The organism is Colwellia sp. PAMC 21821 (genome assembly GCF_002077175.1).
Classification (GTDB): Bacteria; Pseudomonadota; Gammaproteobacteria; order Enterobacterales; family Alteromonadaceae; genus Cognaticolwellia.
On sequence record NZ_CP014943.1, the window covers coordinates 3,824,728 to 3,850,620 of the forward strand.

Genomic DNA, 25,893 nt, shown 5'->3' on the forward strand with positions numbered 1-25,893 from the left:
GTAAAGTTTATTATATTTTATACCTTATCTGATGATAAAATTAACAAATAATAGTATTGAGTGCTGAATAGTTTTAGCTATTATCCGCGATATAGTCATTAACCATATCTTCAAGCACGTTAAGTGGTACGGCACCATTTGTTAGTACAACATCATGGAACTCGCGAATATCAAATTTGTCGCCTAATTGTTGCTTTGCTTTTGCTCGTAGCTCAACAATTTTCAACATACCAATTTTATAAGCAGTTGCTTGTGATGGCATAACGACATGGCGCTCGACCATTTTTATCGCATCTGATTCGGCATTAGGTGTGTTACTGACGTAATATTCGATACCTTGGGCACGGTCCCATTTTTTATTGTGAATACCCGTATCAACCACTAAGCGACAAGCTCGCCATAATTCCATCGCTAAACGACCAAAGTCAGAATATGGGTCTTGATAAAAGCCAATCTCTTTCGGGATCATCTCTGAATATAAACCCCAACCTTCGCTGTAAGCTGTGTAACCACCAAATTTTCTGAACTTTGGAATGCCTTCTAGCTCTTGTTTCAGTGCTATTTGCATATGATGTCCAGGAATCCCCTCATGGTAAGCTAAAGCTTCCATTTGGTATGTCGGCATGGCTTCCATGTCATAAAGATTCGCGTAGTATATGCCTGGGCGTGAGCCATCAGGTGCCGGTTGTTGATAAAATGCTTTACCCGCAGATTTCTCTCTAAACGCTTCTACTTTTTTAACTTTTAAATCTGCTTTAGGTTTGGTAATAAATAGCTGATCCAATTCACCTTTCATGGTGTTAATTAATGCTGTTGCTTCAGTTAAATAACGCTGACGTCCGGCTTCATCTCCGGCATAATAAAACTGTGGGTCGTGTCGCATAAATTGGAAAAACTCATTCAACGAGCCTTTAAACCCTACTTTTTTCATGATTACGCGCATTTCATCGTGTATACGAGCGACTTCATCTAAGCCAATTTTATGAATTTCATCAGCAGTTAAATTAGTGGTGGTCGTGCGAGTTAAAGCATTGTTATAAAATTTATCACCGTTTGGAAACTTCCACGCGCCATCAGTCGTGTCTGCTTGTTTTTCAAGCTCAGTTAAATAACGGACTAATTGCTGATAACCCGCTTTAAATTCAGAGGTTAAAGCCATTGATAATTCGGCGGTTAACGATTCTTTTTCTGTTTCAGCAATATCTAATTCTGCTATCTTTTTTGTAAAATCAGCATACAAGGTACTTTCTTCACCGTTATCAAAAGGCGCGCCAATCGTTAAGTTTTTAGAATCTCGGATCACATGACCAAAAACAAATTTTGGGGCGATAATGCCTTTATCTGCTCTTATTTTAAGTTGCTCTATTAATTGTTCAAGCAAGACTTTTGAGTTTTTTACGCGAGCAATATAGTCATGAGCTTGCTTAGTATCTTTAATACTGTGTTGGTTGATCAATAACGCTGGTATTTGAGAATGTACCCCAAACATTTGGTTAACTGGGTAGTTATGATGGCGCCAAGGGTAGTCAGCAATTTGTTGTTCTAATTTTTGTGATAAAAGCTCGTAACTTAACGTTGTTTGCTTATCAAGATTGTTAAGGTTTATAACTTGTATACGTTGTAGTGCTTGTTTTGCAAAAGCCAATTCCTTCGCACTGTTTTCCTCTGAAAGGTTTTGCCACTTATCATAGTCAGTTTTGATGCCAAGATAGGTTTGTCTGACAGGGTTACGATTAACACCTTCCATAAAAATAGTGTCAAATAGCTCATTTGCTGCTTGAGAAGCGCTAACTGTGAGATCAGTTTTTGCTAATGCAGATGGCATTGCAAGTGCATTATTGCCTTTAGCTATTTGTGTCGTCTCATTACTGCAAGCAACAGATAATACCGCGGTAATTGAGATAACAATGAGTGATTTATTGAAGGTCATGATGATTTCCTATTTTAATTTATAAGCTATATTGCCGTTATCTTGCGCTGACGATCAAGCATGCAGCGTTCAGTGGTATCTTTTTTGCGATAGCTTTCCAGAACTGTTGTTTATTTGCGGTGATCTATTTAGGGTTTACCTCATATATCAACTTGCTATAGTAGTATCATTAATGGATAAATTATTCGCGTTCAATGTCATCAATAAACAAAGTGCTGGAAAGTAAAAGTGTTAGTGAAAAGCGTGCCGCGATTATTAGTTTTCGACGGGCAATAGCAAACGATAGAGCTTTTCTTTTAACATTACGAAAAACATCGATGAATGCGCATTTAAAAGCGGCTGGAATTTATATCGATGATCATTCGCATATGCAACGCATTGATGAATTTTTTTCTGATTCGAACATTATTTTATACCAAAACAAAACCATTGGATTACTTAAGCTAGGCTTATTTTCCGATAAAATTCATATACGTCAATTCCAGTTAATACCTCAATACCAAGGCCTAGGTATTGGCAGTCGAGTGCTTGGGTTAGTGAAGCGTAAAGCTCAAGAAAAAAAGCTCGATATTACCTTAAATGTGCTGTTAAATAATCCAGCCAAAGAATTATATTTACGTCACGACTTTGTGGTTATTGATAGCAACGAACTTGAGTTTCAAATGCGCTGGCAGTGGGTGGGATAATTGTTGAATGCTAGACGGATTAGCAAAAATCTAGCGCAGGGTTAATCTTGCGCTAGCTTTTTATTTGGTTAGCAATTTAAGCTGATGTAAAGCTTATAACAGCTTTGAAGTTGTATACTTTAGTAAATTTTACCATTAGAACGCACTTGTGCTTTATCAATACGCGTGGGTGTTACTGAACCGTCTACTAGCGCTTGTGTCGCTGTAGCTAATGTTTCAATTACCTTATGCATTGACGATAAATCTAAACTGCTAATGTCGTCAGTTACCTTGTGGTAATGTTGGTCTTTATCAAGTTGAGTGCTACTAAAACTGTGAGCGGGAACGCCTAAACGCGCTAAAGTTGCATTGTCTGAACGATAAAAAAGTCCTTGCTCTGGGTAAGGGTCTTGATAAATTTTTGTGTTAAGCGCAACAAGTTTATCATTCAAAAGCGTGCCTAAATTAGAGCGTTCCATACCGGTCATCCAAAGGGTGCCGGCACCAAACTTTGATGGTTTACCTATCATTTCAATATTAATCATGGCGACTACGTTATCGGGATTGAGTTGCTGTGAAAAATACTTAGAGCCAAAGCCACCAATTTCTTCTGCAGTAAATGCGCTAAACATTAACGTGCGTTTGTTATTGCCTTTTTCTGCGTAATATTGCGCTAAATTTAATACTGCAGTTGTGCCCGAGGCATCATCATCAGCACCATTATAAATTTGGCTACCATCTTCTGTTAACCCTAAATGATCATAGTGTGATGAGTATAAAACAATTTCTTTTGCGTTTTGTTTGCCAGGTAAAATACCAACAACATTGGTTAGCGACTGTTGAGTGATTTTTGCACTGGCATTGATCGCATAGTTTTCGATCTTATCATCGTCACTTAACACTAAAACAAGTGCACCAGGATGTTCAAGTGACAGCTTAGTTAAACCACGGTTAAAGTAATCTTGATAAGCTTTAAATGATTTAGCGTGCGTATGATGGATAACCACAATATGTTGACCACCTTGTTGATTTAACTCACTTAAGGTTTTTCTCATATCATCATCTTTGCCAACAATCTGTACTTGAGCATTGATGTTTTGCCAATTTATTTTTTCTATCGTAGTCGCTATAGCAACATTTTCACTGCTGATACTTTTATTATTGAGTACAACATTCAGTGCTTGAGGTTGAATGTTGTGTACCGTAAAAGATTGCAGGAAGCTTTTATTATTAAGGGGTTTTAGACCAATGTCTTTAAAGCGCTTGGCAATATAGTTTGCCGCTTGGTCAATCTCAGGACTAAAGCTTGCACGGCCTTTTAAATCGTCTGACGCTAAATAGGTAATATCTTTAATAACTTGTTTTGACGATATTATTTCAGCAACGCTACAAAACGAGCTAGTAATAACGATCGCCGCTAATACAGTTTTGATTTTTAAGCTAAGGTTTTTTCGTGCATTGGGGTTAAATGTTATTATCATAGTTTTAGGCATTGCTCAGCATAAGTTGTATCTAGACGTTTACTATCGAAGAACTACTAACATAAATCAAATAGTTTAAGATTATGGGGTATTCAGTAGATAAGCACTCATTAATATAAATAGCTTAAATTTACTTTAACTTATCAAGTTCAATCAATAATGACTCTTCACCACTTGTCAGCCAAACTTGCCCGTCTTGGATACTCACTTGAAATTCCATTGAGCGATCGGCTAGTAATTCTAACGCTTGTGAAGTTTCTTCACTGAAACGCTCAATTGAGAGTTTATTAAATTGATTTAGTTTACTTTTAGATTGCTGCCACCAAGTATCTACACTCGTGCCAAAGCAATATAATTTTACTTCTTGTGCGCGATTACAGGCTTTTTTAAGGCGCTTTTCATCAAGCTGGCCAAGTTCAATCCATAGCTCGATCACGTCACTATAATTTACTCGCCAAATTGCAGCTTCATCTTCGTCACTCACACCTTTGCCAAATTGCAGATTTTCACTGGCGTTTAGCACATAAGCGATGAGTCTTATCATCATGCGACGATCATTCTCAGAAGGGTGCTGAGCTATGGTTAATTGAATGGTGTCATAATAGTTACGATCCATATCAGATAAATGGATTGTCGCTTTATTGATGGTTGATTTTAAGGCCATGAAAGTTCTGAGTAATATTTTGAGTAATTAATTCAGTATATTAACGTGTATTAAGCGTGCGTGATAGCTACTTATCATAAATTAAAGTAACAGAAGGAGCTTGATAAGCGTAATATGCGCTTATTTGTAAGCTCAGGTAAGCGCCATCCTTGCTATATATGTGTAGCGTAGAAAATATTGAGAATATAAGCCATTAGGTTACTGTTTAGTCTTCAGTCTTATCTTTGAACCCACATAAATCTTCGATAATACAAGATCCACAACGAGGTTTTCTAGCTATGCAAGTGTAGCGACCATGTAGAATTAACCAATGATGTAAATTAAAAAAGAACTCTGTTTTTCGTGGCGTGTGTTTGACAATATTCTGTTCAGTTTCTTCTACTGTTTTACCTTTGGCGTAACCTGTGCGATTAGCGACTCGCTGGATATGTGTATCTACGGCTATAAAGTATTTACCTTCATTGTCTTTTAGCCAGCCAAACGCGGTATTTAATACTACATTAGCGGTTTTTCTGCCCACACCGGGTAGGGCTTCAAGTGCGGCTCGGTTTTGTGGTACTTCACCGCCATGTAAATCAATTAACATTTGGCAAGTTTTAAGCGTATTTACCGCCTTGGTATTAAATAAACCAATGGTTTTAATATACGACTTTAAGCCATCTAGACCAAGGTCAAGTAGTGCTTGTGGTGTATTTGCTATCGGGTAAAGTTTATCTGTGGCTTTATTGACACTTACATCGGTCGCTTGAGCCGATAATAAAACAGCAATTAATAACTCAAATGGGCTTGAAAAATTAAGCTCGGTAGTCGGATTTGGATCGTTGTCCCTTAATCGAGATAGCATCTCTATTCGTTTTTCTTTATTCATCAGACTTATACTTCACTATTTTCAGACTTAACTTAAATACGCTAGTTTAACTTTCAAAGTTTACCCTAACACGTTCAATTGCTTGTTCTAATTTTTTGGGTTTAGCTTGGACTATTTTTTGGTCAATGGCGTTTTTACCTGCAATTAAAAAGCCCATGGCAATAAACGCACCGGGTGGCAGTATGGCTAATAAAAATTGGCTATCAAGTTGGTAAATTTGTACTTTTAGCTGGGTCGCCCATGGTCCTAGAAGCAGGTTTGCACCATCAAACAATGTACCTTGCCCTAATACTTCTCGTATCGCGCCTAAAACCATTAACACCGCTAAGAAACCAAGCCCCATCATTAAACCGTCGAAACTAGATTGTTTAATCGGGTTTTTAGACGCGTAAGCTTCTGCACGACCAATAATGGCGCAGTTGGTGACTATAAGGGGGAGGAAAATTCCTAGCGACTGATATAAATCGTAAGTGAATGCGTTCATTAGTAACTGCACACAGGTAACAAAAGTGGCGATAATGAGAACGAAAATTGGAATGCGAATTTCTTTTGGCACCCAATGCCTGATAGCAGACACAGTAGCGTTTGAACAAATAAGCACGAACAATGTTGCTACGCCTAAGCCTAAAGCGTTAACGACAGTTGACGTTACCGCAAGCAATGGGCAAAGGCCAAGCAATTGCACTAAACCTGGGTTGTTTTTCCATAAACCTTGCCAAGCCAACTCTTTATATTCGGGGTTTATTTTCATGGTTCAACTCCACAATTACTGGCAGTCGTAAAAATACGATCTTGATTGTTTTGAAAGTAGTCTATTGTTTTTCTGACTGTTTTTACCACTGCTCTGGGGGTGATGGTGGCGCCGGTAAATTGGTCAAACATACCACCGTCTTTAATAACAGCCCAGCGATTGTCATTTTCCTCTAGGAGTTTTTTTCCTGAAAATTTATCTATCCAATCACTTTTTCTTCGCTCGATTTTATCACCTAAACCCGGTGTTTCTTTATGTAGCAATGTTCTAACACCACTGACACTGCCATCGGTATTAATAGCGATTAATAATTCGATATTGCCACTGTAACCGTCTGGTGCCACTGTTTTTATAGCGGCTGCTGTTGGTGTGTTATTAAGTCGAGCACGATAAATTACATCGATTAATAAGTCTGAATTGCTATCTTTTGGGGCGAGAATGCAATCACGAAACATTTCATTATCATGGCTACTTGTTGTAATCACTTGGTTCAATTGTCGAATTAATTGTTGTTGTGCTTGCAGTTCAATGCGATCGGCGGTGAGAAGTTGAACTACAGCTACCGCAGCGGTGCACGTAATAGCAAATAAGGCTAATATTTTTGAGTTTTTGCTAATTGCTGGTGTTAATTCAGACATTATTTTTTCACTCCTAAATCATGTCCGTAGGTACGCGGGCGGGTGTATTGGTCAATTAAAGGTGCTGCCATATTACAAAGTAAAACGGCAAAAGCGATGGCATCAGGATAGCCACCAAATTTTCTGATCAAGTACACTAATAAACCGGCAAGCGCGCCAAAAACTAATCGTCCTCTGACACTGGTAGCACCGGAAACAGGGTCGGTTAGAATGAAAAATGCCCCTAACATTGTTGCACCTGTAAACCAGTGAAACATAGTTGATGCACTACTATCAGGACTGATGATAAAAGCGATAAAACTACAAACGAATAAGCTTAATAAAAAACTAAATGGTGTTGTCCAATGTATGGCTTTTTTATAGAGTAAAATTAAGCCACCAAGTAAAAAGCCAGCATTTATCCATTCCCAGCCAATACCAAAATGCTTTCCTATAACGGGGGCGTTCATGCTTTCAACTACTGTTAACCCAAGGGTGATGTTGGTTTTAACGGTATCAAGCGGGGTTGCCATGGTAAACCCGTCAATGTGCGTTCGAATTTGCTCAACGGAGTAGCCTTGAGGCGTATAACCAGAGAAAATAATCGCGAGCGTGTCATTAAATTGTATATCCATAGCCAGTAGTGACAGGGGTGGTTGCCATTGTGTCATTTGTACAGGAAATGAAATTAATAGCATGACATAAGCGGCCATCGCGGGATTAAAAGGATTATGACCTAAACCACCATAGAGCTGTTTAACCACGACAATGGCAAATACACTACCAATAATAGTTATCCACCATGGCGCTAAGGCAGGTAAGCTAATGCCAATCAACACCGCAGTTAATATGGCACTTCCGTCAAATAGTTGAGTCGTTATTTTCTTATCTCGTATCGATAAAACGGCAAATTCGGCAATAAGTGCGGTGGCTACGGCTAACGATATGTGTATTAAATTACCCCAACCAAAGAAGTACCACTGGGCAAATATGCCAGGAATAGTGGCGTAAATAACCAACCTCATCAGGGCCGATGTTTCACTTTGTTGATGATTATGCGGAGAACTTGCTATCCAAAATGCCATGGTGCTTATTTACTCTGAAGTTGGTGATTTATCGGATGAAGCAGCCAGCTTTTTGGCTTTCGCTTTAGCGACTGCGGCTGCAATTCGCGCTTTTTTATTTGCAGCACTGGCAGCTTCTGTAGTCAGTGCTTGTTTATCGTCACTTTCATTCGTAGCTGATATCTTGCCTGCTTGTGTATCAGATGTTTGCTGAGACTTTGCTGCCAATTTTTTTGCTTTCGCTTTAGCCACTGCCGCCGCAATTTTAGCTTTTTTATCTAGGTTTGAACTGTCAATTACATTAACCGTCTGTGGTTCGCTTTTGTCTTCATTTTTGCTCGAATGGTCGATATTTACGGTTTCGTCTGCTGTTATATTTGCAGCTGTTACTTCAGTTTTAGTTGGCGTTTTTTCTGCACTTTCCAGCGATGTATCAGTCATTAATTTGGCGTCTGCTTTTGCTTTCGCCTTTAACTTCGCTTTGGCAATTGCCGCGGCTACTTTAGCCTTTTTATCTACTGCTGGGCTGGCTTTTGCCTCTGTAGTCGACTCGTTGGTAATTACCTCAGGTTTTAATACCTTATTGGCTTCTTTGGTCGATTCAGTTTGAATTTTTTCACCGCTTTCACTACTTAATGCGGCTTCCGCTTGGCGTTTTTTTGCTTTAGCTTTAGCAATAGCGGCGGCAACTTTAGCTTTTTTATCGATAACAACGGGCGCTGCTTGCGCTGATGACGTTGAGCTCGGCGATTCATTGTTTTGTAGCGTATCTAACGAATCTATTTTTGCTTGGTTACTTTGTGCTAACTTTTTCGCCTTTGCTCGTGCAATAGCATTAGCGACAGGGCTTTTACTGTCATCATTTTGTACTGCGGTCGCTGACGGCTCGGCGTTTGTATCCACAGGCTTATCAGCAGTATTGGTAGCTGCATTGCTAGATAAACTCGCTTGAGCTTTTTTAGCTTTTACACGAGCTAGTGCATCAGCTACCGCAGATTTTTCTGATTTTGCAGCCGATGTGCCTGAATTCATTCTGGCTTTGCGAGCTTCTGCGGCAATTTTATGTTTCTCTTCGCGGGCAATTTTTTCCCGTTCAAGTCTTAGTTTACGCGCTTCAAATCTTACCTTGGCTTTTTCAGCTTTAATGTCGAGTAATTTTTGTTGGCGAATTTCAGCTTTTGCCACACGGTAATAATGTACTAACGGAATTTGGCTTGGGCAAACGTATGCACAAGCGCCACATTCAATACAATCAAATAAGTTAAGCTTTGCCAGTTGTGGCTGATCTTTGGCTTTCGCGCTCCATTGTAATTCTTGTGGCAATAACTGAGCAGGGCATACATCGGCACATTGGCCACAGCGAATACACTCTACCTCTTTACTGCTAGTAGATGAAAAAGGTGACGCTATTTCAATTTCACTGGGTGCTAAGATACAGTTAGTGCTTTTTATCACCGGTACTTGATCATGCGGCAAACTAAAGCCCATCATAGGGCCACCCATAATTAAGTGTCGTTTTTCACTGTTTTGGTAGCCACATTGGTTGGTTAGAAATCCAACGGGGGTGCCAATAAGTGCCCATACATTTTGTGGTTTTTCTAGCGCTTGCCCGCTAACGGTAACAACGCGTTTTATGAGCGGTGTGTCGTTAATAACCGCATCAGCAATAGCAAAACAAGTCGCAACGTTTTGCATTACTATACCCAAGGAGCTAGGTAAAACGCCTGACGGTACTTCTTGACCTGTTAATATTTGAATTAGCTGTTTTTCGCCACCACTCGGGTATTTTGTCGGTATAACACAAACTTGAATATGGTCGATGTCTGCTGTGGCCTTTTGTAAGGCATCTATAGCTTTAGGTTTGTTGTCTTCAATGCCAATAAGAATATGTTTTGGCGTTAGTAAATGGTCGACAATTTTAATACCGTCTAAAATAGTTGGGCTATGCTCTTGGATCAATAAATCATCCGCTGTGATATACGGTTCACATTCAGCTGCATTGATAATTAAATAATCTATTTTAGCTAAAGTGCTTACTTTAACTTGTGTAGGAAAGCCTGCGCCGCCCATACCTGCTATGCCAGCATTTGCGATTTTTTCTAATATTTTTTCTTTACTTAATAATTGATAATCCGGACAGATCTGACGTTGTTTCCAGGTATCTTCACCGTCTGGCGTTAATATCACGCAAGTTTCGCTTAAACCAGAAGGATGCGGAATCGCCATCAATTTAACGGCTGAAATGGTACCACTTGTCGGTGCATGAATAGGCAACGACATTGGGCTATCACTTTCAGTTAATACCTGCCCTTTGAGTACCTTGTCACCAATGTTGACAATGAGCTTACCCGCCTGTCCAATATGTTGGCGGATAGGAATGATTAACTGTTCTGGTATTTGTGCACTGGCAATGGGCTTAGTGCTAGTGAGAAACTTTTGCTCAGGCGGATGAATGCCGCCATGAAACTGCCAAAAACTTCCTCGCTGTATTCGTTCAATTACCGATTCCACCCAAACCTCTTCTTAATCTAGCTGTACAACAGGAATACTATTTAAATCCCATTGCCAGTTTTGTGTTGTTGTAGCTAGTGGGATCATCTCTATACAATCTACAGGGCACGGTGCGACACATAGGTCACAGCCAGTACACTCGTCAGCAATTATCGTGTGCATTTGCTTAGTTGTACCGATAATGGCATCAACGGGGCAGGCCTGAATACATTTAGTACAGCCAATGCAATCTTCTTCAATAATAAAAGCAACTTTAGGTGAATTATCAGCTTCATGATTTCCATCTAAGGGCTGAACTTCGACTCCCATTAAGTCTGCTATTTTTTTTATGGTATCTTCACCGCCTGGGGCACACTTGTTTATGGCTTCCCCGTTGGCTACGGCTTCAGCATAAGGCTTACATCCAGGGTAACCACATTGACCACATTGTGTTTGTGGCAGTAGGGCGTCTAATTGCTCAGCGAGTGGATCACCGATGACTTTAAACCGTACAGAGGCGAAACCTAATAAGGCTCCAAACAAAGCGGCAAGAACACCGACGACTAATATTGCGATGAGTGTACTCATTAAAACTTAACCAATCCTGTAAAGCCCATAAACGCTAATGACATTAAACCCGCGGTGATCATGGCAATTGCTGAACCTTTAAAGGGGCCTGGTACATCGGCATTGGCTAGTTTTTCGCGCATGGCTGAAAACATGATCAAGACCAATGAAAAGCCAACAGCAGCACCAAAACCGTAAACAATAGATTCGAAAAAATTATGCTGTTCTTGAAAGTTTAACAAGGCAACACCCAGCACGGCACAATTCGTGGTAATAAGCGGTAGAAATATACCTAATAAGCGATATAAATTGGCACTTGTTTTATGTACCACCATTTCGGTAAATTGCACAACAACGGCAATCACTAAAATAAAGGTCATGGTGGTTAAATACTCTAGGCCTAAGGGCGCTAAAACATAACTATTTACGATATAGCTTAATAACGAGGCTAGCGTCATGACAAATGTGGTCGCAAAAGACATGCCTATGGCGGTTTCAGTTCTAGACGACACGCCCATAAATGGACATAAGCCAAGAAACTTAACCAAGACAAAGTTATTTACTAATACTGTGCCAACAAGTAGCAAGAGATAATCAGTCATTCGATCAATATTTTACCGTGAAAATTCGCACTATTATCCGTGTTTATCTAGCAATAAACAACATACGAACAGTAGGGATATTCATTTTAATGTTGAGTTATTTAAATGTGAGAGTGAAACTGTATTAAAGTTAACCAAGACTATGACAAAAAAATGCTTTTTAAACACCTTTAGTTACAGGTATAAAAAATTAAAGCCACTAATATATAGTGGCTTTAATTGCAGGTATAAGAAACGAACTATACTGAAGATATAGTTCTGGGCTTACCAATATAAAAACCCTGACAACCATCAACAAATAGTTTTTCAAGCATAAATTTCTCTTCTTGGCTTTCAACGCTCTCTGCCAATACACTAATACTTAACCTGTGCGCTAAGTCGACCATTAAGCGCATAAAATATTGATTGTTTTTATCTTCGTCTATATCACGGGTATAAGTGCTATCCATTTTTATAAAGTCAGGTTTTAAATCTCTGAAAAATTTAAATGAGGTTAAACCTATACCGAAGCGCTCAACGGTAATTCGGGCGCCAACTCTGTGGACCATATCAATAAAGTTTTTACTGGTTTTTATGTTTTGCTGTAAACCACTCTCGGTAATTTCAAAAACAAGTTTTGAGGCAATTATGTTGTCACGCAATAAACGTCTTTCTAACCAAATCAAGAAGTGACCGTCGTTAATCGAGCGTGCGCTAACGTTAATACCAAAGAAGTTATCGTGCATGTTTCTGTTGGCAATTTCTTTAATTGCAGCTTCAATAATCATTTGGTCGACAGCCACTATTTTGTCGAGTTTTTCTGCCATGGCAAAGAAAGACGCGGTCGGTAAAATATCGTCATTGCTATTTAAAAATCGTGTCAGGATTTCTCCATATACGCGATTGTTAGGGCTACTTGGCTTGATAGGTTGAACAAGTAAATTAACTCTTTGGTTTGCAATGACACTATCAATTTCTTGACGCCAATTTTGGTTACCATAACTCGCGCTACTGTTGTCTAAAATACTGGTGTCAGTTTGGGCATACCAGGCGTTAACACTTTGGGTTTGCGCAACACTAATACCGGTATCAGCTAAGGCTAAAAGCTCACCTAAGGGTTTGTCATTATCAAAGTAAACTAAACCCGTGTAGCCCACAGAGTCGAGATCTAAGGCTTGTTGATATCTATTGAAGCTTGCGGTTAACTCTGTCGCAAATGTTTCAGCACTTTTTAAGCTAATATTAGGAATTAATGTCGCAAAGTCAGAGCTATTTAATCTAAAGACCTGCGCACCTTTATAGCGACTGATAGCATTTTTCATTATATCAGCAACTTTGCGAATATAATTATCACCTTCGTGGTAACCGTGAATTTGGTTAATAGTTTGTAATTCAGAACAACGAGTAATTGATAAAACACCGAAATCTGAACGGTTATCAGCATTTTCAAAAAATTGAACAAAGCGGTTACGGTTTTCTAATTTAGTGACTGGTTCAATGTAGGCGTCTTTTTCTAATAAGGCTGTTGCGGTAATTTTACTCGCCAAAAGCGCTCTAAGTGCTATTAAACTTTGCTCTATGTTAGGTAAAGTGATTTCGTGCTTGTTAGCGTCATCAGTGTCTTCTTTGCCTTCAATAATCTGCGTAAGATCTTGTTTTACTTGCTTGTCAATTCTGTCTGCAAATTTACGCGATCTTGCAATACTTAATGGGGCTGAAAAAATAGTAAATAATAGCGCAATAATAAATTCAGCTAATACGGTTGTGCGCAAAAAGATTAAATCAGCACTTGCATCTAATTGAAATTGTATAATTAAGCTTGAATTAGGAAGGGTAACTTGGCTAACGGGTGACAAAATAAACTCGTCTATAAACGTAGGTTTATTTTGTTCGTTGACAATGACTTCACCTTCTATATTGATAATGTTTATAAAGTGATAAGGGTTAAATATAGGAAGTTGCTTAGCAAGTGACTCACTTTTCCCAAAATCTATTTGCTTGTCTAAAGTGAGTAAAACTTGTTGATGTTGGCTTTGCTGCGCTGATATTTGTGATGCCAATAACACAGCGCCAGCTAACGCTACGCAGGCACTAAAGCCGATAGCAAAAAGAAAGTTTCTTAAAAGTAATTGAGAATATGTATACATATAATTCCAAAGTGCCTGTGTGCTGTAATTAAGGTAGCAAATGCTTAGCCGCTAATGTTTTTTAACATAAACTGGACTAATTTACTAACTATCTGATAATGCCGCAATAATTATTATGCTTATGTTATCTAAAATTTTTGATATTTCTGCCTGATGATCTCGGTAAGTGAACAATAATAAGCTACACTGGCTTCGAAAATTAACTTGCTATGGAAAGAGCAACTCTATATAATTTGCGCAGCTTTAATATAGCAATATCTCACTGAAAAGATTTTTATCGAAGTTTGATAACAATCTAAGATGTTGTTGTACAGAACCAAGAGAGTTATTGCTTGGTTTACATCGTGGGTTCAGTGAATAAGCCCCGCGTATTGGGGCTTTTTTGTATCTTAACTTTGTGAAAAGGTGCAATAGCAGCAAGGTATATCGCTGGGCTTTAAGCCCTTTTTTTGTTTCTGGACTCTTCCAAATTGGAGAAAAGTGATTGGCTAAATTTGAACACAAATTAACCGCAATGTTACGTCCTGCCGTTGAAGAAACGGGTAAGGAATTATTAGGCGTTGAATTTATCAGTGCCGGCAACCATTCGGTTTTACGATTATTTATCGACCATGAAAATGGTATCGATGTTGATGACTGCGCAGAAGTTAGTCGTCAAGTAGGGGCTATTCTAGATGTAGAAGACCCGATCAGTAGTGAATATAGCTTAGAAGTTTCATCACCTGGGCTTGACCGCCCACTTTTTGACAAAGCGCACTTCGAGGCGGTTGTTGATGAAACAGTAGAAGTAAAAATTTCTATGCCATTGAATGGCCGTCGTAAATTCAAAGGCAAATTAGTTGCCGTTGACAACGATAGTTTAATTGTAATGGTGGATAACGAGGAATATGTACTTGTTATTAGTAACATTGACAAGGCACACCTTGTTTTTAACCATCGTAAATAAATTTAAATACTGAGAAAGGCTAACTAGCATGAGTAAGGAAATATTACTGGTCGTAGATGCTGTTTCTAATGAAAAGGCATTACCACGTGAAAGCATTTTTGAAGCGATGGAAACTGCTTTGGAAACGGCGACAAAAAAGAAATATGAAGGCGACATTTTAGTCCGTGTAAGTATTGACCGTGCAACAGGCGAGTTTGAGACTTTTCGTCGTTGGTTAATCGTTGAAGAAAGCGATACGCCGATGGAGAATCCGTATGCTGAAATTAGTTTGGCAGCAGCGCAATATGATGAACCAGAATTAAACGTTGGCGATTATGTTGAAGATCAAATTGAATCGGTTAAGTTTGACCGTGTAACAACACAAACAGCTAAACAAGTTATTGTACAAAAAATTCGTGAAGCAGAACGTGGATTAATTGTTGACGCTTACCAAGAACAAATTGGTGAAATTATTACTGGCGTAGTTAAAAAAGCTAGTCGGGATAGCGTAATTTTAGATTTAGGTAACAACGCCGAAGCGATTATTTATCGTGACGATATGTTACCACGTGAAAGCTTCCGTCCAGGCGATCGCATTCGTGGTTTACTTTATGAAATTAAACCTGAAGCACGTGGCGCACAATTATTTGTTAGCCGCACAAAACCTGAAATGTTAATTGAACTTTTCCGCGTTGAAGTACCAGAAATTGGTGAAGAAATGCTTGAGATCAAAGGCGCAGCCCGCGACCCTGGTTCTCGTGCGAAAATTTCAGTAAAAAGTAACGACAAGCGTATTGACCCTGTAGGTGCGTGTGTTGGTATGCGTGGTTCACGTGTACAAGCCGTTTCAAGTGAGTTAGGCGGCGAACGTGTTGATATCGTTTTATATGATGACAACCCAGCACAATACGTGATCAATGCAATGGCACCAGCTGAAGTGGCTTCTATCATTGTTGATGAAGACAAAAACACCATGGATATTGCCGTTGAAGAAGGCAACTTAGCCATGGCGATTGGTCGTAGTGGTCAAAATATACGTTTAGCTAGCCAGTTAACAGGCTGGGAACTTAACGTGATGACTGTTGCCGACATGAACGAGAAACACCAAGCTGAAAACGATAAAGTACTAACGCTATTTATTGACAAGTTAGATCTTGATGAAGATTTTGCTTTGATGTTAGTAGAAGAAGGCTTTACTTCGTTAGAAGAAATTGCCTACGTACCTGTTGCCGAAATGCTAGATATTGATGGCATGGACGAAGACACTGTTGAAGAATTGCGCGAACGTGCAAAAGCGGCAATTACTACTCAAGCACTTGCAAGTGAAGAAACACTTGAAGGTGCAGAACCTGCAGAAGATTTATTAAATCTTGCCGGTTTAGAACGCCATTTAGCGTTTGTATTAGCAAGTCGTGGTATTACAACTTTAGAACACCTTGCTGAACAAGGTGTTGATGAAATATCAGACATTGAAGAATTAGATGAAACCAAAGCGGGCGAGCTAATTATGGCTGCACGTAATATTTGTTGGTTTAACGAAGAATAACTCACCGGGAGAATTATATAGATGGCAAACGTAACAGTAGAACAACTTGCCAAAGAAATCGGTACACCGGTGGATCGCTTAGTTAGCCAATTGGCTGACTCAGGCGTGAAAAAATCGGCAACCGATTCTGTTTCGCAAGAAGAAAAAGAAAACCTGCTTGATCATTTGAAAAAGCAACACGGTGATGACTCAACTGCTAACCCAAGCAAAATGACATTGAGCCGTAAGAAAAAATCTACTTTGGTTTTAGGCCATGGTAGCAAAGCTAAATCAGTGCAAGTAGAAGTTCGTAAAAAACGTACTTATGTTAAACGAAGCGATTTAGAAGAGCAGCAACAAGCAGAAGTTGAAGCAAAAGCTGCAGAAGAAGCGCGTATTCAAGCTGAAATTGATGCTAAAGCTAAAGCAGAAGCTGATGCTAAAGAGGCAGTAAATGCTCGTGCAGCAGCAGCAGCAAAAGCAGAAGTGCAAGCTGAAGCTAAAGCAGAAGCTAAAGTTGAAGCAGAAGCTAAAGCTAAGCAAGCCGCTATCGCTAAAGCAAAATCTATTGAAGAAGCGCCTAAGCCTGCGCCAGTAGTTGCTGAAACTGAAGAAGCGAAAAAATTACGTTTACAACAAGAAGCAGAATTAACAGCCAAAGCTGAAGAAGAAGCTAAGTTGTCTGCAGAAGTAGCACGTAAACTTGCTGAAGAAAACGAATCTCGTTGGAAAGAGCAGGAAGCTGAGCGTAAAGCGAAAGAAAAAGAAGTGGTACATTTAACGTCTTCTAAATACGCGCAAGAAGCTGAAGATAAAAGTGACTCTGCCGACGAAAGTGGTCGTCGACGTAAGAAGAAAAAACCTGCTGGCCAAGATAGAAATAACCGTGGCGGTCGTAATGCAAGAGGCAAAGGCAAGTTAAGCTTATCTTCTCCTCAAAGCTTAAAGCATGGTTTCACTAAACCTGTTGAAATTAAGCTTAACGAAGTACGTATCGGCGAAACAATTTCGGTTGCAGAGTTAGCAAACAAAATGTCTGTTAAAGGCGCTGAAGTTGTTAAAGCTATGTTTAAAATGGGTGCTATGGCAACCATTAACCAAGTAATTGACCAAGAAACAGCGGCATTAGTTGCTGAAGAAATGGGTCGTGAAGTGGTACTAGTGAAAGAAAATGCCCTTGAAGAAGCGGTACTTTCAGATCGTGGCCATACAGGTGAAGCGATCACACGTGCTCCTGTTGTAACTATCATGGGTCATGTTGACCATGGTAAAACATCATTACTTGATCACATTCGTGAAGCAAAAGTAGCTGACGGCGAAGCCGGTGGTATTACTCAGCATATTGGTGCATACCATGTAGAAACAGGTCACGGAATGATTACTTTCCTTGATACTCCTGGTCATGCAGCGTTTACATCTATGCGTTCACGTGGTGCTAAAGCAACTGATATCGTTATTATTGTTGTTGCAGCCGATGATGGTGTTATGCCACAAACAGTTGAAGCGATTCAGCATGCTAAAGCATCTGACGCGCCAATTATCATCGCTGTTAACAAAATGGATAAAGAAGGTGCTGATCCAGACAGAGTTAAGAGTGAGTTATCACAACACGACGTACTTTCTGAAGAGTGGGGCGGAGACGTTCAGTTCTGTCATGTATCAGCTAAAACTGGTGAAGGTATTGACGACTTACTTGACGCTATATTACTACAGTCTGAAGTTTTAGAGCTTACCGCTGTTGTTGATAAAATGGCTAACGGTGTTGTTGTTGAATCTAAACTTGATAAAGGCCGTGGCCCAGTAGCTACTGTACTTGTTCAAGAAGGTACATTGAACCAAGGTGATATCGTACTTTGTGGTTTAGAATACGGTCGTGTTCGTGCCATGCGTGATGAGAACGGTAAGACTATTCAATCTGCAGGCCCATCTATTCCAGTAGAAATTATTGGCTTAAGTGGTGTACCAATTGCGGGTGATGAAGCGACAGTTGTTAAAGATGAGAAGAAAGCGCGTGAAGTTGCTTTATTCCGTCAAGGTAAATTCCGTGATGTGAAACTTGCCCGTCAACAGAAAGCTAAACTTGAAAATATGTTTGCGAACATGGCTTCAGGCGAAATTTCTGAAGTGAATGTAGTACTTAAATCTGATGTTCAAGGTTCACTTGAAGCGATTTCAGATTCATTGACTAAGCTTTCAACTGACGAAGTTAAAGTACGCATTATCGGTAGTGGTGTTGGTGCTATTACTGAAACAGATGCAACGCTTGCTGCTGCTTCTAACGCTATCATGGTTGGTTTTAACGTTCGTGCCGATGCAACAGCGCGTAAAGTCATTGAAGCTGAGAAAATTGACTTACGTTACTACAGCGTTATTTACTCTTTGATTGACGAAGTTAAATCAGCAATGAGCGGTATGCTTGCTCCTGAGTTTAAACAAGAAATCATTGGTTTAGCACAAGTTCGTGATGTATTTAAGTCTCCTAAAATTGGCGCAATTGCTGGTTGTATGGTTACTGAAGGTATTATCAAGCGTTCAGCACCAATTCGTGTATTACGTGATAACGTGGTTATTTACGAAGGTGAGTTGGAATCTTTACGTCGCTTTAAAGATGATGTACAAGAAGTTCGTAACGCTACTGAATGTGGTATCGGTGTTAAGAACTACAACGATGTTCGCGTTGGTGACCAAATCGAAGTATTTGAAACAGTTGAAATTAAACGCACACTATAATCGCGTTTAGTTTTCATAGTTTAGTTAAAATGGGGGCTTAGCCTCCATTTTTATTTACAAAATATACCTAATATTTAAAGCTGATGATGGTTATACTTGTATCAATTTTAATTTAATTAGGTTGTAGGAATTATTTATGGCCAGAGAATTTGCTCGTACTGATCGAGTTGCACAAGAAATTCAAAAAGAAATCGCGATGATTATTCAACGCGAAGTTAAAGATCCACGCTTAGGTATGGTAACGGTTAATGCAGTAGAAATTACTCGTGACTTAGCTTATGCAAAAATATTTGTTACTTTCTTCACTTTAGAAGGTCAAAATGTTGATGTTTCAATCGATGTTTTAAATGAAGCTTCAAGCTATATTCGTACTTTGCTAGCCAAGCGTATTAATGCCCGCATTATGCCAGAGCTAAGATTTATCTATGATAGCTCTATGGTTGAAGGTGTTCGCATGGGTAACTTAGTAGACAAAGCCGTAGCTGAAGACATGAAAAATCACGAAGGTGAAATTGACGAAGCACAAAAGCCAGAGAGTGAATAATAATGGCTAAGAAAAGAAAAGGCCGTGCAATTAACGGTGTTTTGTTACTCGATAAACCTTACGATATGTCATCTAACAATGCATTGCAGCGAGTAAAGCATATTTACTTTGCACAAAAAGCAGGGCATACCGGTGCTTTAGATCCATTAGCAACCGGCATGTTGCCAATATGTTTAGGTGAAGGGACTAAGTTCTCTCAGTTTTTACTTGATACCGATAAAACTTACCAAGTTACTGCTAAATTAGGTGTTCGCACTACCACTAGCGATGCAGATGGTGAAGTGGTTAGCGAAAAGCCTGTTGATGTTAGTGCTGAGCAATTAGCAACAGCATTAGATTCATTTCGTGGCACAACGCAACAAATTCCATCAATGTATTCAGCATTAAAGTATCAGGGGCAACCTTTATATAAATATGCACGTGAAGGCATTGAAGTACCGCGAGAGTCACGTGACATTACGGTATTTAGGTTAGATTTATTGCGCTTTGAAGGTGATGAAGTTGATTTAGATATTCATGTATCTAAGGGCACTTATATCCGCACCATTATAGACGATTTAGGTGAGCTTTTAGGCTGTGGCGCTCATGTTGCCAACCTACGTAGAAGTGCGGTGGGTAATTATCCAACCGAGCGAATGGTGACAATGGCAGCTTTAGAGGCATTGTTAGCAAAAGCCGAGGCTGAAGAAGTAGCTCCATCGGTTTATTTAGACCCTTTGCTATTACCTATGACCACAGCATGTGATGGTATACCGGCAGTATTTGTTGACGATATGTCAGCAAATTTTTTACGCCACGGTAATCCTGTGCAGTGCTCAGGCGGTCCAAGTGAAGGCTTAGTACAAGTTTTTATTGGTGATGATGTTGATACAGGTGAGTTTATCGGTGTTGGTGAAATAGATGACGACGGTTTAGTTGCACCAAAACGTATTACGGTTGTCGGATAATTATCACAGACAGCTGTAGAGTTATCAGTATAAGTTGCAATTAGAGTCATTGTTGATAGAATACGCGCTCTTAGAACGTCTTGCTGATTTAGTGTTCGGCTTGACGCGATTTTTAAAACACTAAAATTAAGGTAAATATTATGTCTTTAAACGCTGCTGAAAAAGCTGCTATCGTTGCAGAATATGCACAAGCTGAAGGTGATACTGGTTCTCCAGAAGTACAAGTTGCTTTGTTAACTGTACAAATCAACCACTTACAAGGTCACTTCAAAGAGCACATCCATGATCACCACTCACGTCGTGGTTTATTACGCATGGTAAGCCAACGTCGTAAATTACTTGATTACTTAAAAGGCAAAAACGTTGAACGTTACACTGCTTTAATCGGTAAATTAGGTCTACGTCGTTAAGACTAGATTTAAACAAAGAATATTCAAAGGAGCCTAATGGCTCCTTTTTTTTTTGACTTTTTCAACTACTTAAATTTAGTGAAATAGTTGTAATCTTCAGAAAAACTCTACAAATACAATTGTGCGTATATTTTTTTTAATTGCACTTTGGTTAGTCTATTTATACCAAATGTAATAAGTTATTGACCAATTTTAAGCGAGGATAAATAGTTCAAGAATAAGGCGTTTGATTGAGTAATAGCGGGCTATTGAAAACAACGCAGTTATTGACGATTTAAACCGCCTTAAAATGATCGATTATTTATTTCAATTGGTATTATATCTGATATCTTGGTTAAATAAATTTTTAATAAAAAGGCGTACCCAAAGGTGATGATTTTAAAATATAGTTTATATTTACTGCTTACCTTGGCCGTTTTCCTCGGCATTTATCTTTATTCAAATTTAGCGTACGACAGATCTGTTACAGAGCTAAGTAAACGCTGGGCGCCTGAGCCATCAAAATTTTTAAATGTTGCTGGGATGAATATTCACTATAGAGACGAAGGCCCTAAGTCGGATAAAGCGCCTATTGTTTTAATTCATGGTACAAGTGCGTCGTTACATACTTGGGATGGCTGGGTAGAGGAATTAAAAGCGCAGCGCAGAGTCATTCGATTTGATTTACCTGCTTTTGGCTTAACAGGGCCTGATCCACAAAATAATTATACCATTGAGCATTACGCAGAAGTCGTTATTGCCGTGTTAGATAAATTAAAAGTCGACAACAGTGTGTTAGCAGGTAATTCGCTAGGCGGTTATATTGCTTGGGCGACAGCAGTATTTTATCCAGATAGAGTGTCTAAATTAATTTTAGTCGATGCAAGTGGCTATCCTTATGATCCTGAGTCTGTGCCACTTGCTTTTAAATTGTCTCAAAACCCGATAGCAAGTCGACTATTAAAAAATGTTTTACCTAAATCACTGGTAGAAAAAAGCATCAAAAATGTTTATGGAAATCCGGATTTAGTGACCGAAGAATTAGTTAATCGATACTATGAACTTTCATTGCGTGAAGGTAATCGCAGCGCTTTAAAGGCACGTTTTGAACAGACATTACCTGGAGCTTTGATAGAAAAAATTCATACTATTAATGTGCCAACACTTTTAATTTGGGGGAGAAAAGACCGACTGATACCCCTTAAGTTTGGTAAACAATTTGAACAAGAAATCGTTAATAGTGAATTAATTGTCTTTGATGATTTGGGTCATGTGCCTCATGAAGAAAACCCTCAGGCAACAGTTTCGGCGGTGCTAAAATTTTTATAGCATACTTTTATAACGCTCTAAAAATAAATATTAACTTACGTAGATTGGCGTAATTCCATATAGCTTTTATAGCATTAATATCACCACCTTTGTCCTAGTTAATTGAGGTTATACCGTAAGTTAACGTTAATTGGAAAAGATATACCATGCCACTCAATTGGATCTAGCCAAGTCGTCAATCACATTTAAATTTGCCATCCTCAAAAACGTTAAGTATTTATATTAAGTATCTATATTAAGTATTTATAAAAGCAGACGTAATCATTCACTTAGTTTATGGCAACTGTGAGTAATTTATCGACATCAAACTCTAGTTTAAAAAGGTAGCTATCGACCTATAGCAGCCATTATAGCATTATAACTACTAGCCTAGATTGAGCGAAAAATATCATACGATTAATTAAACGCAACTGATGGCTATGAGCTCTATTAGCTAAGATTTGCCGGTCACTATGCTTATTGTTTAGGTTGCTTAACTTTGGTATGTTGAGAAAGGTTTAATCAAGTAAAAAATAATAAACAAGGCTAAGTACCATATGATACCTAATACACAAAAGGCTGTTAGATATACGCTTGTGCTTTTATATTTATTGCTCATGGGCATAAGCTTTACGGCTACGGCAACAGAATCTACTCATATAGACTTAAAAAAACTAGATGTTGTGCTTGATAACCCACCAAACTTACCATTTAAACGTAGTGATATTAACCTCCTTAATTGGCAACATTGGCCTTATAGTCGCTATGCCAGCCACCACCCTCGTGAATTCGTCACTATGGCTACAATATATGCAGATAGAGAAGCGTCGGCATTGGTCGAAAAGAGTAATGATGAACTCGGACTCAGTTCGCACAAAGTTTTGCTAGGGCAAGGGGAAGTTGTAACGCTTGAGGAAGCGTTAAATGAAATTCACATGAAAGGGTTTGCCATTATGCATGGCGGAAAATTAGCTTTCGAAACCTACGGGCAGGGTATGCAAAAACACGATATCCAAGTTCTACAGTCTTCTTCAAAAACCTTTATTGGCATGTTGGTTTATAAATTGGCACATGAAGGACTGTTGGATTTAACAGCAAATGTTAAAGACTATTTACCTGACTTGAAAGCGGCTGTTTATGACGGTGCGACGTTACAGCATATGCTTGACATGCAAGTCGGTTTCCCTAAATTGGGGGACTACCATAAGGCGGGTGAATTAGGTTATTTGAGTGAGATTCACCTGGGGTTGAAACCGAAGGTTTTAGGTATCAATAAACGTTCTACGCTTTCCTTCATTCGTCAATTTCAAAAGCCTACTTTTGTACCAGGATCTGAATTTACCTACGCCGATATGAATACCCAAGTGCTAATGATGATTGCCGAACGTATAACGGGGAAATCTTATGCGCAACTTATTGAAGAGACATTTTGGCTTCCTTTACAAGCAAGGTATGATGCGGCAATTGCTGTCGACGATGAGGGGCATGCAGGTGCTAGTTGGGGTCTGGCTGTCAGTCTGCGGGATGCTGCGCGCTTTGGCCAGATGATGCTGGAACGTGGGACTTTTAATGGGCAAAGAATAATCCCTGAAAGCTATTTTAAAGACACATACGACACACCTTTTTCAGGGCATTCAACGTCTTACAAAACATTAGGTATGGCAGAGCAGTACAAAAACCATGTTTGGATGATGCAGGATGCCAATTTAATGTACACAGCAGGTTCTTTTGGACAGTATATTTTTGTCGATTATAAACATAAATTTGCAGTAGTATTTATGGCGAACTGGGCCAACAACAGTATTCAGAAAAACCTCGATGATATGTTGCGCATCGTCCTAAGTATTGGCGAGCGTATCGCTAACATAGAGAACCAGAAGTAGTTATATCTGTCACATAATGCAACGCTTATGAATGGTCGATAAATACAGCTAAAAATCTTTAATGTTTAAGTATGCGCGAGTTTGACGAATTTCACGTTGTGACCGCTTAGAGCACGAATTTCTGCGGGTTGTATGTAGTCACTGTAGACACAATAAACTCGAAGCATTTAGCGGCAAATGACGTGGATCCCCCCATCCGTGGTGCTAGAAGAATAGCTGAAAATGTAGCGCATTTGGTAGATAAAGTCCTGCGCGGTTACCCAATTTGACCGTGGGTGTTGAGCCTGTTTATCCCTTTGCAATTGCTGTTGGCCAGGGTAGTGAATAGTGATTATTTGTCTTATACTCAGAAGATTGAAAATATATCAGGTTTAGGAGATTGAAACAGTGCGACGAATAATTTCTGCAGCGGTTTACACTTTAATCCTACTCAATGCTGGATGTGCCCTGAACGAAAATTCAGCCGAAGAAGGCTCTGCCTCATACTCTTGGCCTCAAGAGGAATGGGAGGCTTCAACCCTTGAAGCTGAAGGCATCGACTCACTTCCGATCACTCGATTTGTAGAGGAAATTGAATCCGGAAAATACGGAATGGTCGATCATTTTCTCCTTATCCGAAATGGCCGTGTGGTGGTCGATGAGCGTTTCAAGCGAGACTATAAGCTTGTCGCTGAGAAAGTTCGCCCACAAGAGAGAATTGGCTTGAACAGACGCGATCCCAAATATGATTATGAAAATGCTGACTATCATCCTTTTTACCAGGGCACAGAGCTCCACACCCTCCAATCAATATCAAAGAGCGTAACTTCTCTCGCGCTCGGAATCGCAATTGACAAAGGACAAATGGAGGGGATTGATGCTCCCGTTTTGCCTTTCTTTGATGCCTATGATTTCGACAGATCAGACCCGCGTAGAGCTGCGATGAAAGTCGTTGATTTACTCACAATGCGAAGCGGCATTGAATGGGAGCCTGATGGTAGTTTTCAGGACCCTGAGACCAGCACAGTCAGTCTTGAGAATGCAGAGGAATGGATACAGTTTATTCTCGATCACCCAATGGATACCGAACCGGGCACTTTCTTTGAATATAATGACGGAGCAAGCGTACTTTTGGGCAAGATAGTTGGCGTTGCGACGGGGCAAAGGCTGGATAAATGGACCGAAGAACGCCTTTTCGATCCAATCGGAATCGATAATTATTACTGGAAAGCCACGCCCGATCAGGAGATTGACAGTATGGGCGGCCTGTACCTTTCGGCTCATGACCTGGCGAGAATTGGGCTGCTAGTTTTGCACGAGGGAATGTGGGTAGATGAAAGGGTGGTCAGTAAGGACTGGATCCGCCAATCAACATCGCCGCACGTCGCCGATACATCACCGAACGACGATAATGACAATAGGGTTTATGGCTATCAGTGGTGGCTGCCGAACAGCAACACTGACCGGCCAAGGGCCATTGCCGCGACTGGTTTCGGTGGTCAGTGCCTCACAGTCATTCCCGAACTGGACCTTATAATTGTCTTTACCGGATATGATTTACGCGGTGAATACTGGACCGCTGAGCGGGTCTTGCGTACAGAAGTATTACCCAAAGCAGTACGTAAATGAAGTACTGAAACCACACATTTCCCTTGGCCAATTAAGTGGTGTTCAGATTTGAACATACGTTATTAAATAAATGGTAGTAAAAGGATCAGAGTAAATTTTAGTGAATAAAGCTTTAAACTCGTTGGCCAAAAACTGAAAAACTGAAAAACTGAATAATATAATAATGCTAATGTTTGGTTTGTCGGACAGTTGCCATTTTGAATATTAGT

General features: G+C 39.6%; 21 protein-coding genes. 10 read left to right on the plus strand and 11 right to left on the minus strand.

What is annotated here, in order from left to right; genetic code table 11:
- Positions 1-73: 73 nt before the first annotated feature.
- Complete coding sequence (locus A3Q33_RS16230) at positions 74-1,930, minus strand: DUF885 domain-containing protein (protein WP_081180850.1); 1,857 nt, start codon at positions 1,928-1,930, stop codon at positions 74-76.
- A gap of 194 nt (positions 1,931-2,124) precedes the next feature.
- Between A3Q33_RS16230 and A3Q33_RS16235 the strand changes: the two genes are divergently transcribed.
- Positions 2,125-2,616 carry a GNAT family N-acetyltransferase gene (locus tag A3Q33_RS16235; protein WP_231295711.1) on the plus strand — a complete coding sequence of 164 codons (492 nt, stop codon included), beginning with the start codon at positions 2,125-2,127 and terminating at the stop codon, positions 2,614-2,616.
- A gap of 119 nt (positions 2,617-2,735) precedes the next feature.
- Here the strand turns inward: A3Q33_RS16235 and A3Q33_RS16240 are convergent, their stop codons facing one another.
- From A3Q33_RS16240 to A3Q33_RS16285, 10 genes are all read right to left on the minus strand, one after another.
- On the minus strand, positions 2,736-4,076 hold the full coding sequence (locus tag A3Q33_RS16240) for a M28 family metallopeptidase (protein ID WP_081182703.1): 1,341 nt from the start codon (positions 4,074-4,076) through the stop codon (positions 2,736-2,738).
- A 130-nt stretch (positions 4,077-4,206) separates the two neighbouring features.
- Complete coding sequence (locus A3Q33_RS16245) at positions 4,207-4,740, minus strand: YaeQ family protein (protein ID WP_081180851.1); 534 nt, start codon at positions 4,738-4,740, stop codon at positions 4,207-4,209.
- A gap of 205 nt (positions 4,741-4,945) precedes the next feature.
- Complete coding sequence (gene nth / locus A3Q33_RS16250) at positions 4,946-5,608, minus strand: endonuclease III (protein WP_081180852.1); 663 nt, start codon at positions 5,606-5,608, stop codon at positions 4,946-4,948.
- A 46-nt stretch (positions 5,609-5,654) separates the two neighbouring features.
- On the minus strand, positions 5,655-6,359 hold the full coding sequence (locus A3Q33_RS16255) for an electron transport complex subunit E (protein WP_081180853.1): 705 nt from the start codon (positions 6,357-6,359) through the stop codon (positions 5,655-5,657).
- Positions 6,356-6,997, minus strand: a complete 642-nt coding sequence (rsxG, locus tag A3Q33_RS16260) for an electron transport complex subunit RsxG (RefSeq protein WP_196797980.1) — start codon at positions 6,995-6,997, stop codon at positions 6,356-6,358. Before rsxG ends, A3Q33_RS16255 begins: the two co-directional genes overlap by 4 nt.
- The gene (gene rsxD / locus A3Q33_RS16265; RefSeq protein WP_081180854.1) at positions 6,997-8,061 is read right to left on the minus strand and encodes an electron transport complex subunit RsxD; all 1,065 of its coding nucleotides are present in this window, start codon (positions 8,059-8,061) and stop codon (positions 6,997-6,999) included. The genes rsxG and rsxD overlap by 1 nt, the downstream gene beginning before the upstream one ends.
- A 9-nt stretch (positions 8,062-8,070) precedes the next feature.
- Complete coding sequence (rsxC, locus tag A3Q33_RS16270; RefSeq protein WP_081180855.1) at positions 8,071-10,551, minus strand: electron transport complex subunit RsxC; 2,481 nt, start codon at positions 10,549-10,551, stop codon at positions 8,071-8,073.
- A gap of 12 nt (positions 10,552-10,563) precedes the next feature.
- Entirely contained in the window at positions 10,564-11,118 is a 555-nt protein-coding gene (gene rsxB / locus A3Q33_RS16275) for an electron transport complex subunit RsxB (RefSeq protein WP_081180856.1), read from the minus strand.
- Positions 11,118-11,699 carry an electron transport complex subunit RsxA gene (gene rsxA, locus A3Q33_RS16280; RefSeq protein WP_081180857.1) on the minus strand — a complete coding sequence of 194 codons (582 nt, stop codon included), beginning with the start codon at positions 11,697-11,699 and terminating at the stop codon, positions 11,118-11,120. Before rsxA ends, rsxB begins: the two co-directional genes overlap by 1 nt.
- A 239-nt stretch (positions 11,700-11,938) precedes the next feature.
- Positions 11,939-13,825, minus strand: coding sequence for an EAL domain-containing protein (locus A3Q33_RS16285; RefSeq protein ID WP_081180858.1), 1,887 nt, complete (start codon positions 13,823-13,825; stop codon positions 11,939-11,941).
- Between the two features lie 484 nt (positions 13,826-14,309).
- On the opposite strand from A3Q33_RS16285, the gene rimP reads away from it, so the two are divergent.
- From rimP to A3Q33_RS16330, 9 genes are all read left to right on the plus strand, one after another.
- On the plus strand, positions 14,310-14,771 hold the full coding sequence (rimP, locus tag A3Q33_RS16290; RefSeq protein ID WP_081153077.1) for a ribosome maturation factor RimP: 462 nt from the start codon (positions 14,310-14,312) through the stop codon (positions 14,769-14,771).
- 28 nt (positions 14,772-14,799) lie between these two features.
- Positions 14,800-16,296, plus strand: a complete 1,497-nt coding sequence (gene nusA, locus A3Q33_RS16295) for a transcription termination factor NusA (RefSeq protein WP_081180859.1) — start codon at positions 14,800-14,802, stop codon at positions 16,294-16,296.
- 21 nt (positions 16,297-16,317) lie between these two features.
- Entirely contained in the window at positions 16,318-19,005 is a 2,688-nt protein-coding gene (gene infB / locus A3Q33_RS16300) for a translation initiation factor IF-2 (protein WP_081180860.1), read from the plus strand.
- Positions 19,006-19,141: 136 nt separating this feature from the next.
- Positions 19,142-19,549, plus strand: a complete 408-nt coding sequence (rbfA, locus tag A3Q33_RS16305) for a 30S ribosome-binding factor RbfA (RefSeq protein ID WP_081180861.1) — start codon at positions 19,142-19,144, stop codon at positions 19,547-19,549.
- A gap of 2 nt (positions 19,550-19,551) precedes the next feature.
- A complete protein-coding gene (truB, locus tag A3Q33_RS16310) occupies positions 19,552-20,496 on the plus strand; it encodes a tRNA pseudouridine(55) synthase TruB (protein WP_081180862.1) in 945 nt (314 codons plus the stop codon).
- 140 nt (positions 20,497-20,636) lie between these two features.
- Entirely contained in the window at positions 20,637-20,906 is a 270-nt protein-coding gene (gene rpsO / locus A3Q33_RS16315) for a 30S ribosomal protein S15 (RefSeq protein ID WP_081180863.1), read from the plus strand.
- Positions 20,907-21,278: 372 nt separating this feature from the next.
- Positions 21,279-22,214 carry an alpha/beta fold hydrolase gene (locus A3Q33_RS16320; RefSeq protein WP_081180864.1) on the plus strand — a complete coding sequence of 312 codons (936 nt, stop codon included), beginning with the start codon at positions 21,279-21,281 and terminating at the stop codon, positions 22,212-22,214.
- A 536-nt stretch (positions 22,215-22,750) separates the two neighbouring features.
- Positions 22,751-24,076, plus strand: coding sequence for a serine hydrolase domain-containing protein (locus A3Q33_RS16325; RefSeq protein ID WP_081180865.1), 1,326 nt, complete (start codon positions 22,751-22,753; stop codon positions 24,074-24,076).
- A 387-nt stretch (positions 24,077-24,463) separates the two neighbouring features.
- Positions 24,464-25,684, plus strand: a complete 1,221-nt coding sequence (locus tag A3Q33_RS16330; protein WP_081180866.1) for a serine hydrolase domain-containing protein — start codon at positions 24,464-24,466, stop codon at positions 25,682-25,684.
- Positions 25,685-25,893: the final 209 nt, after the last annotated feature.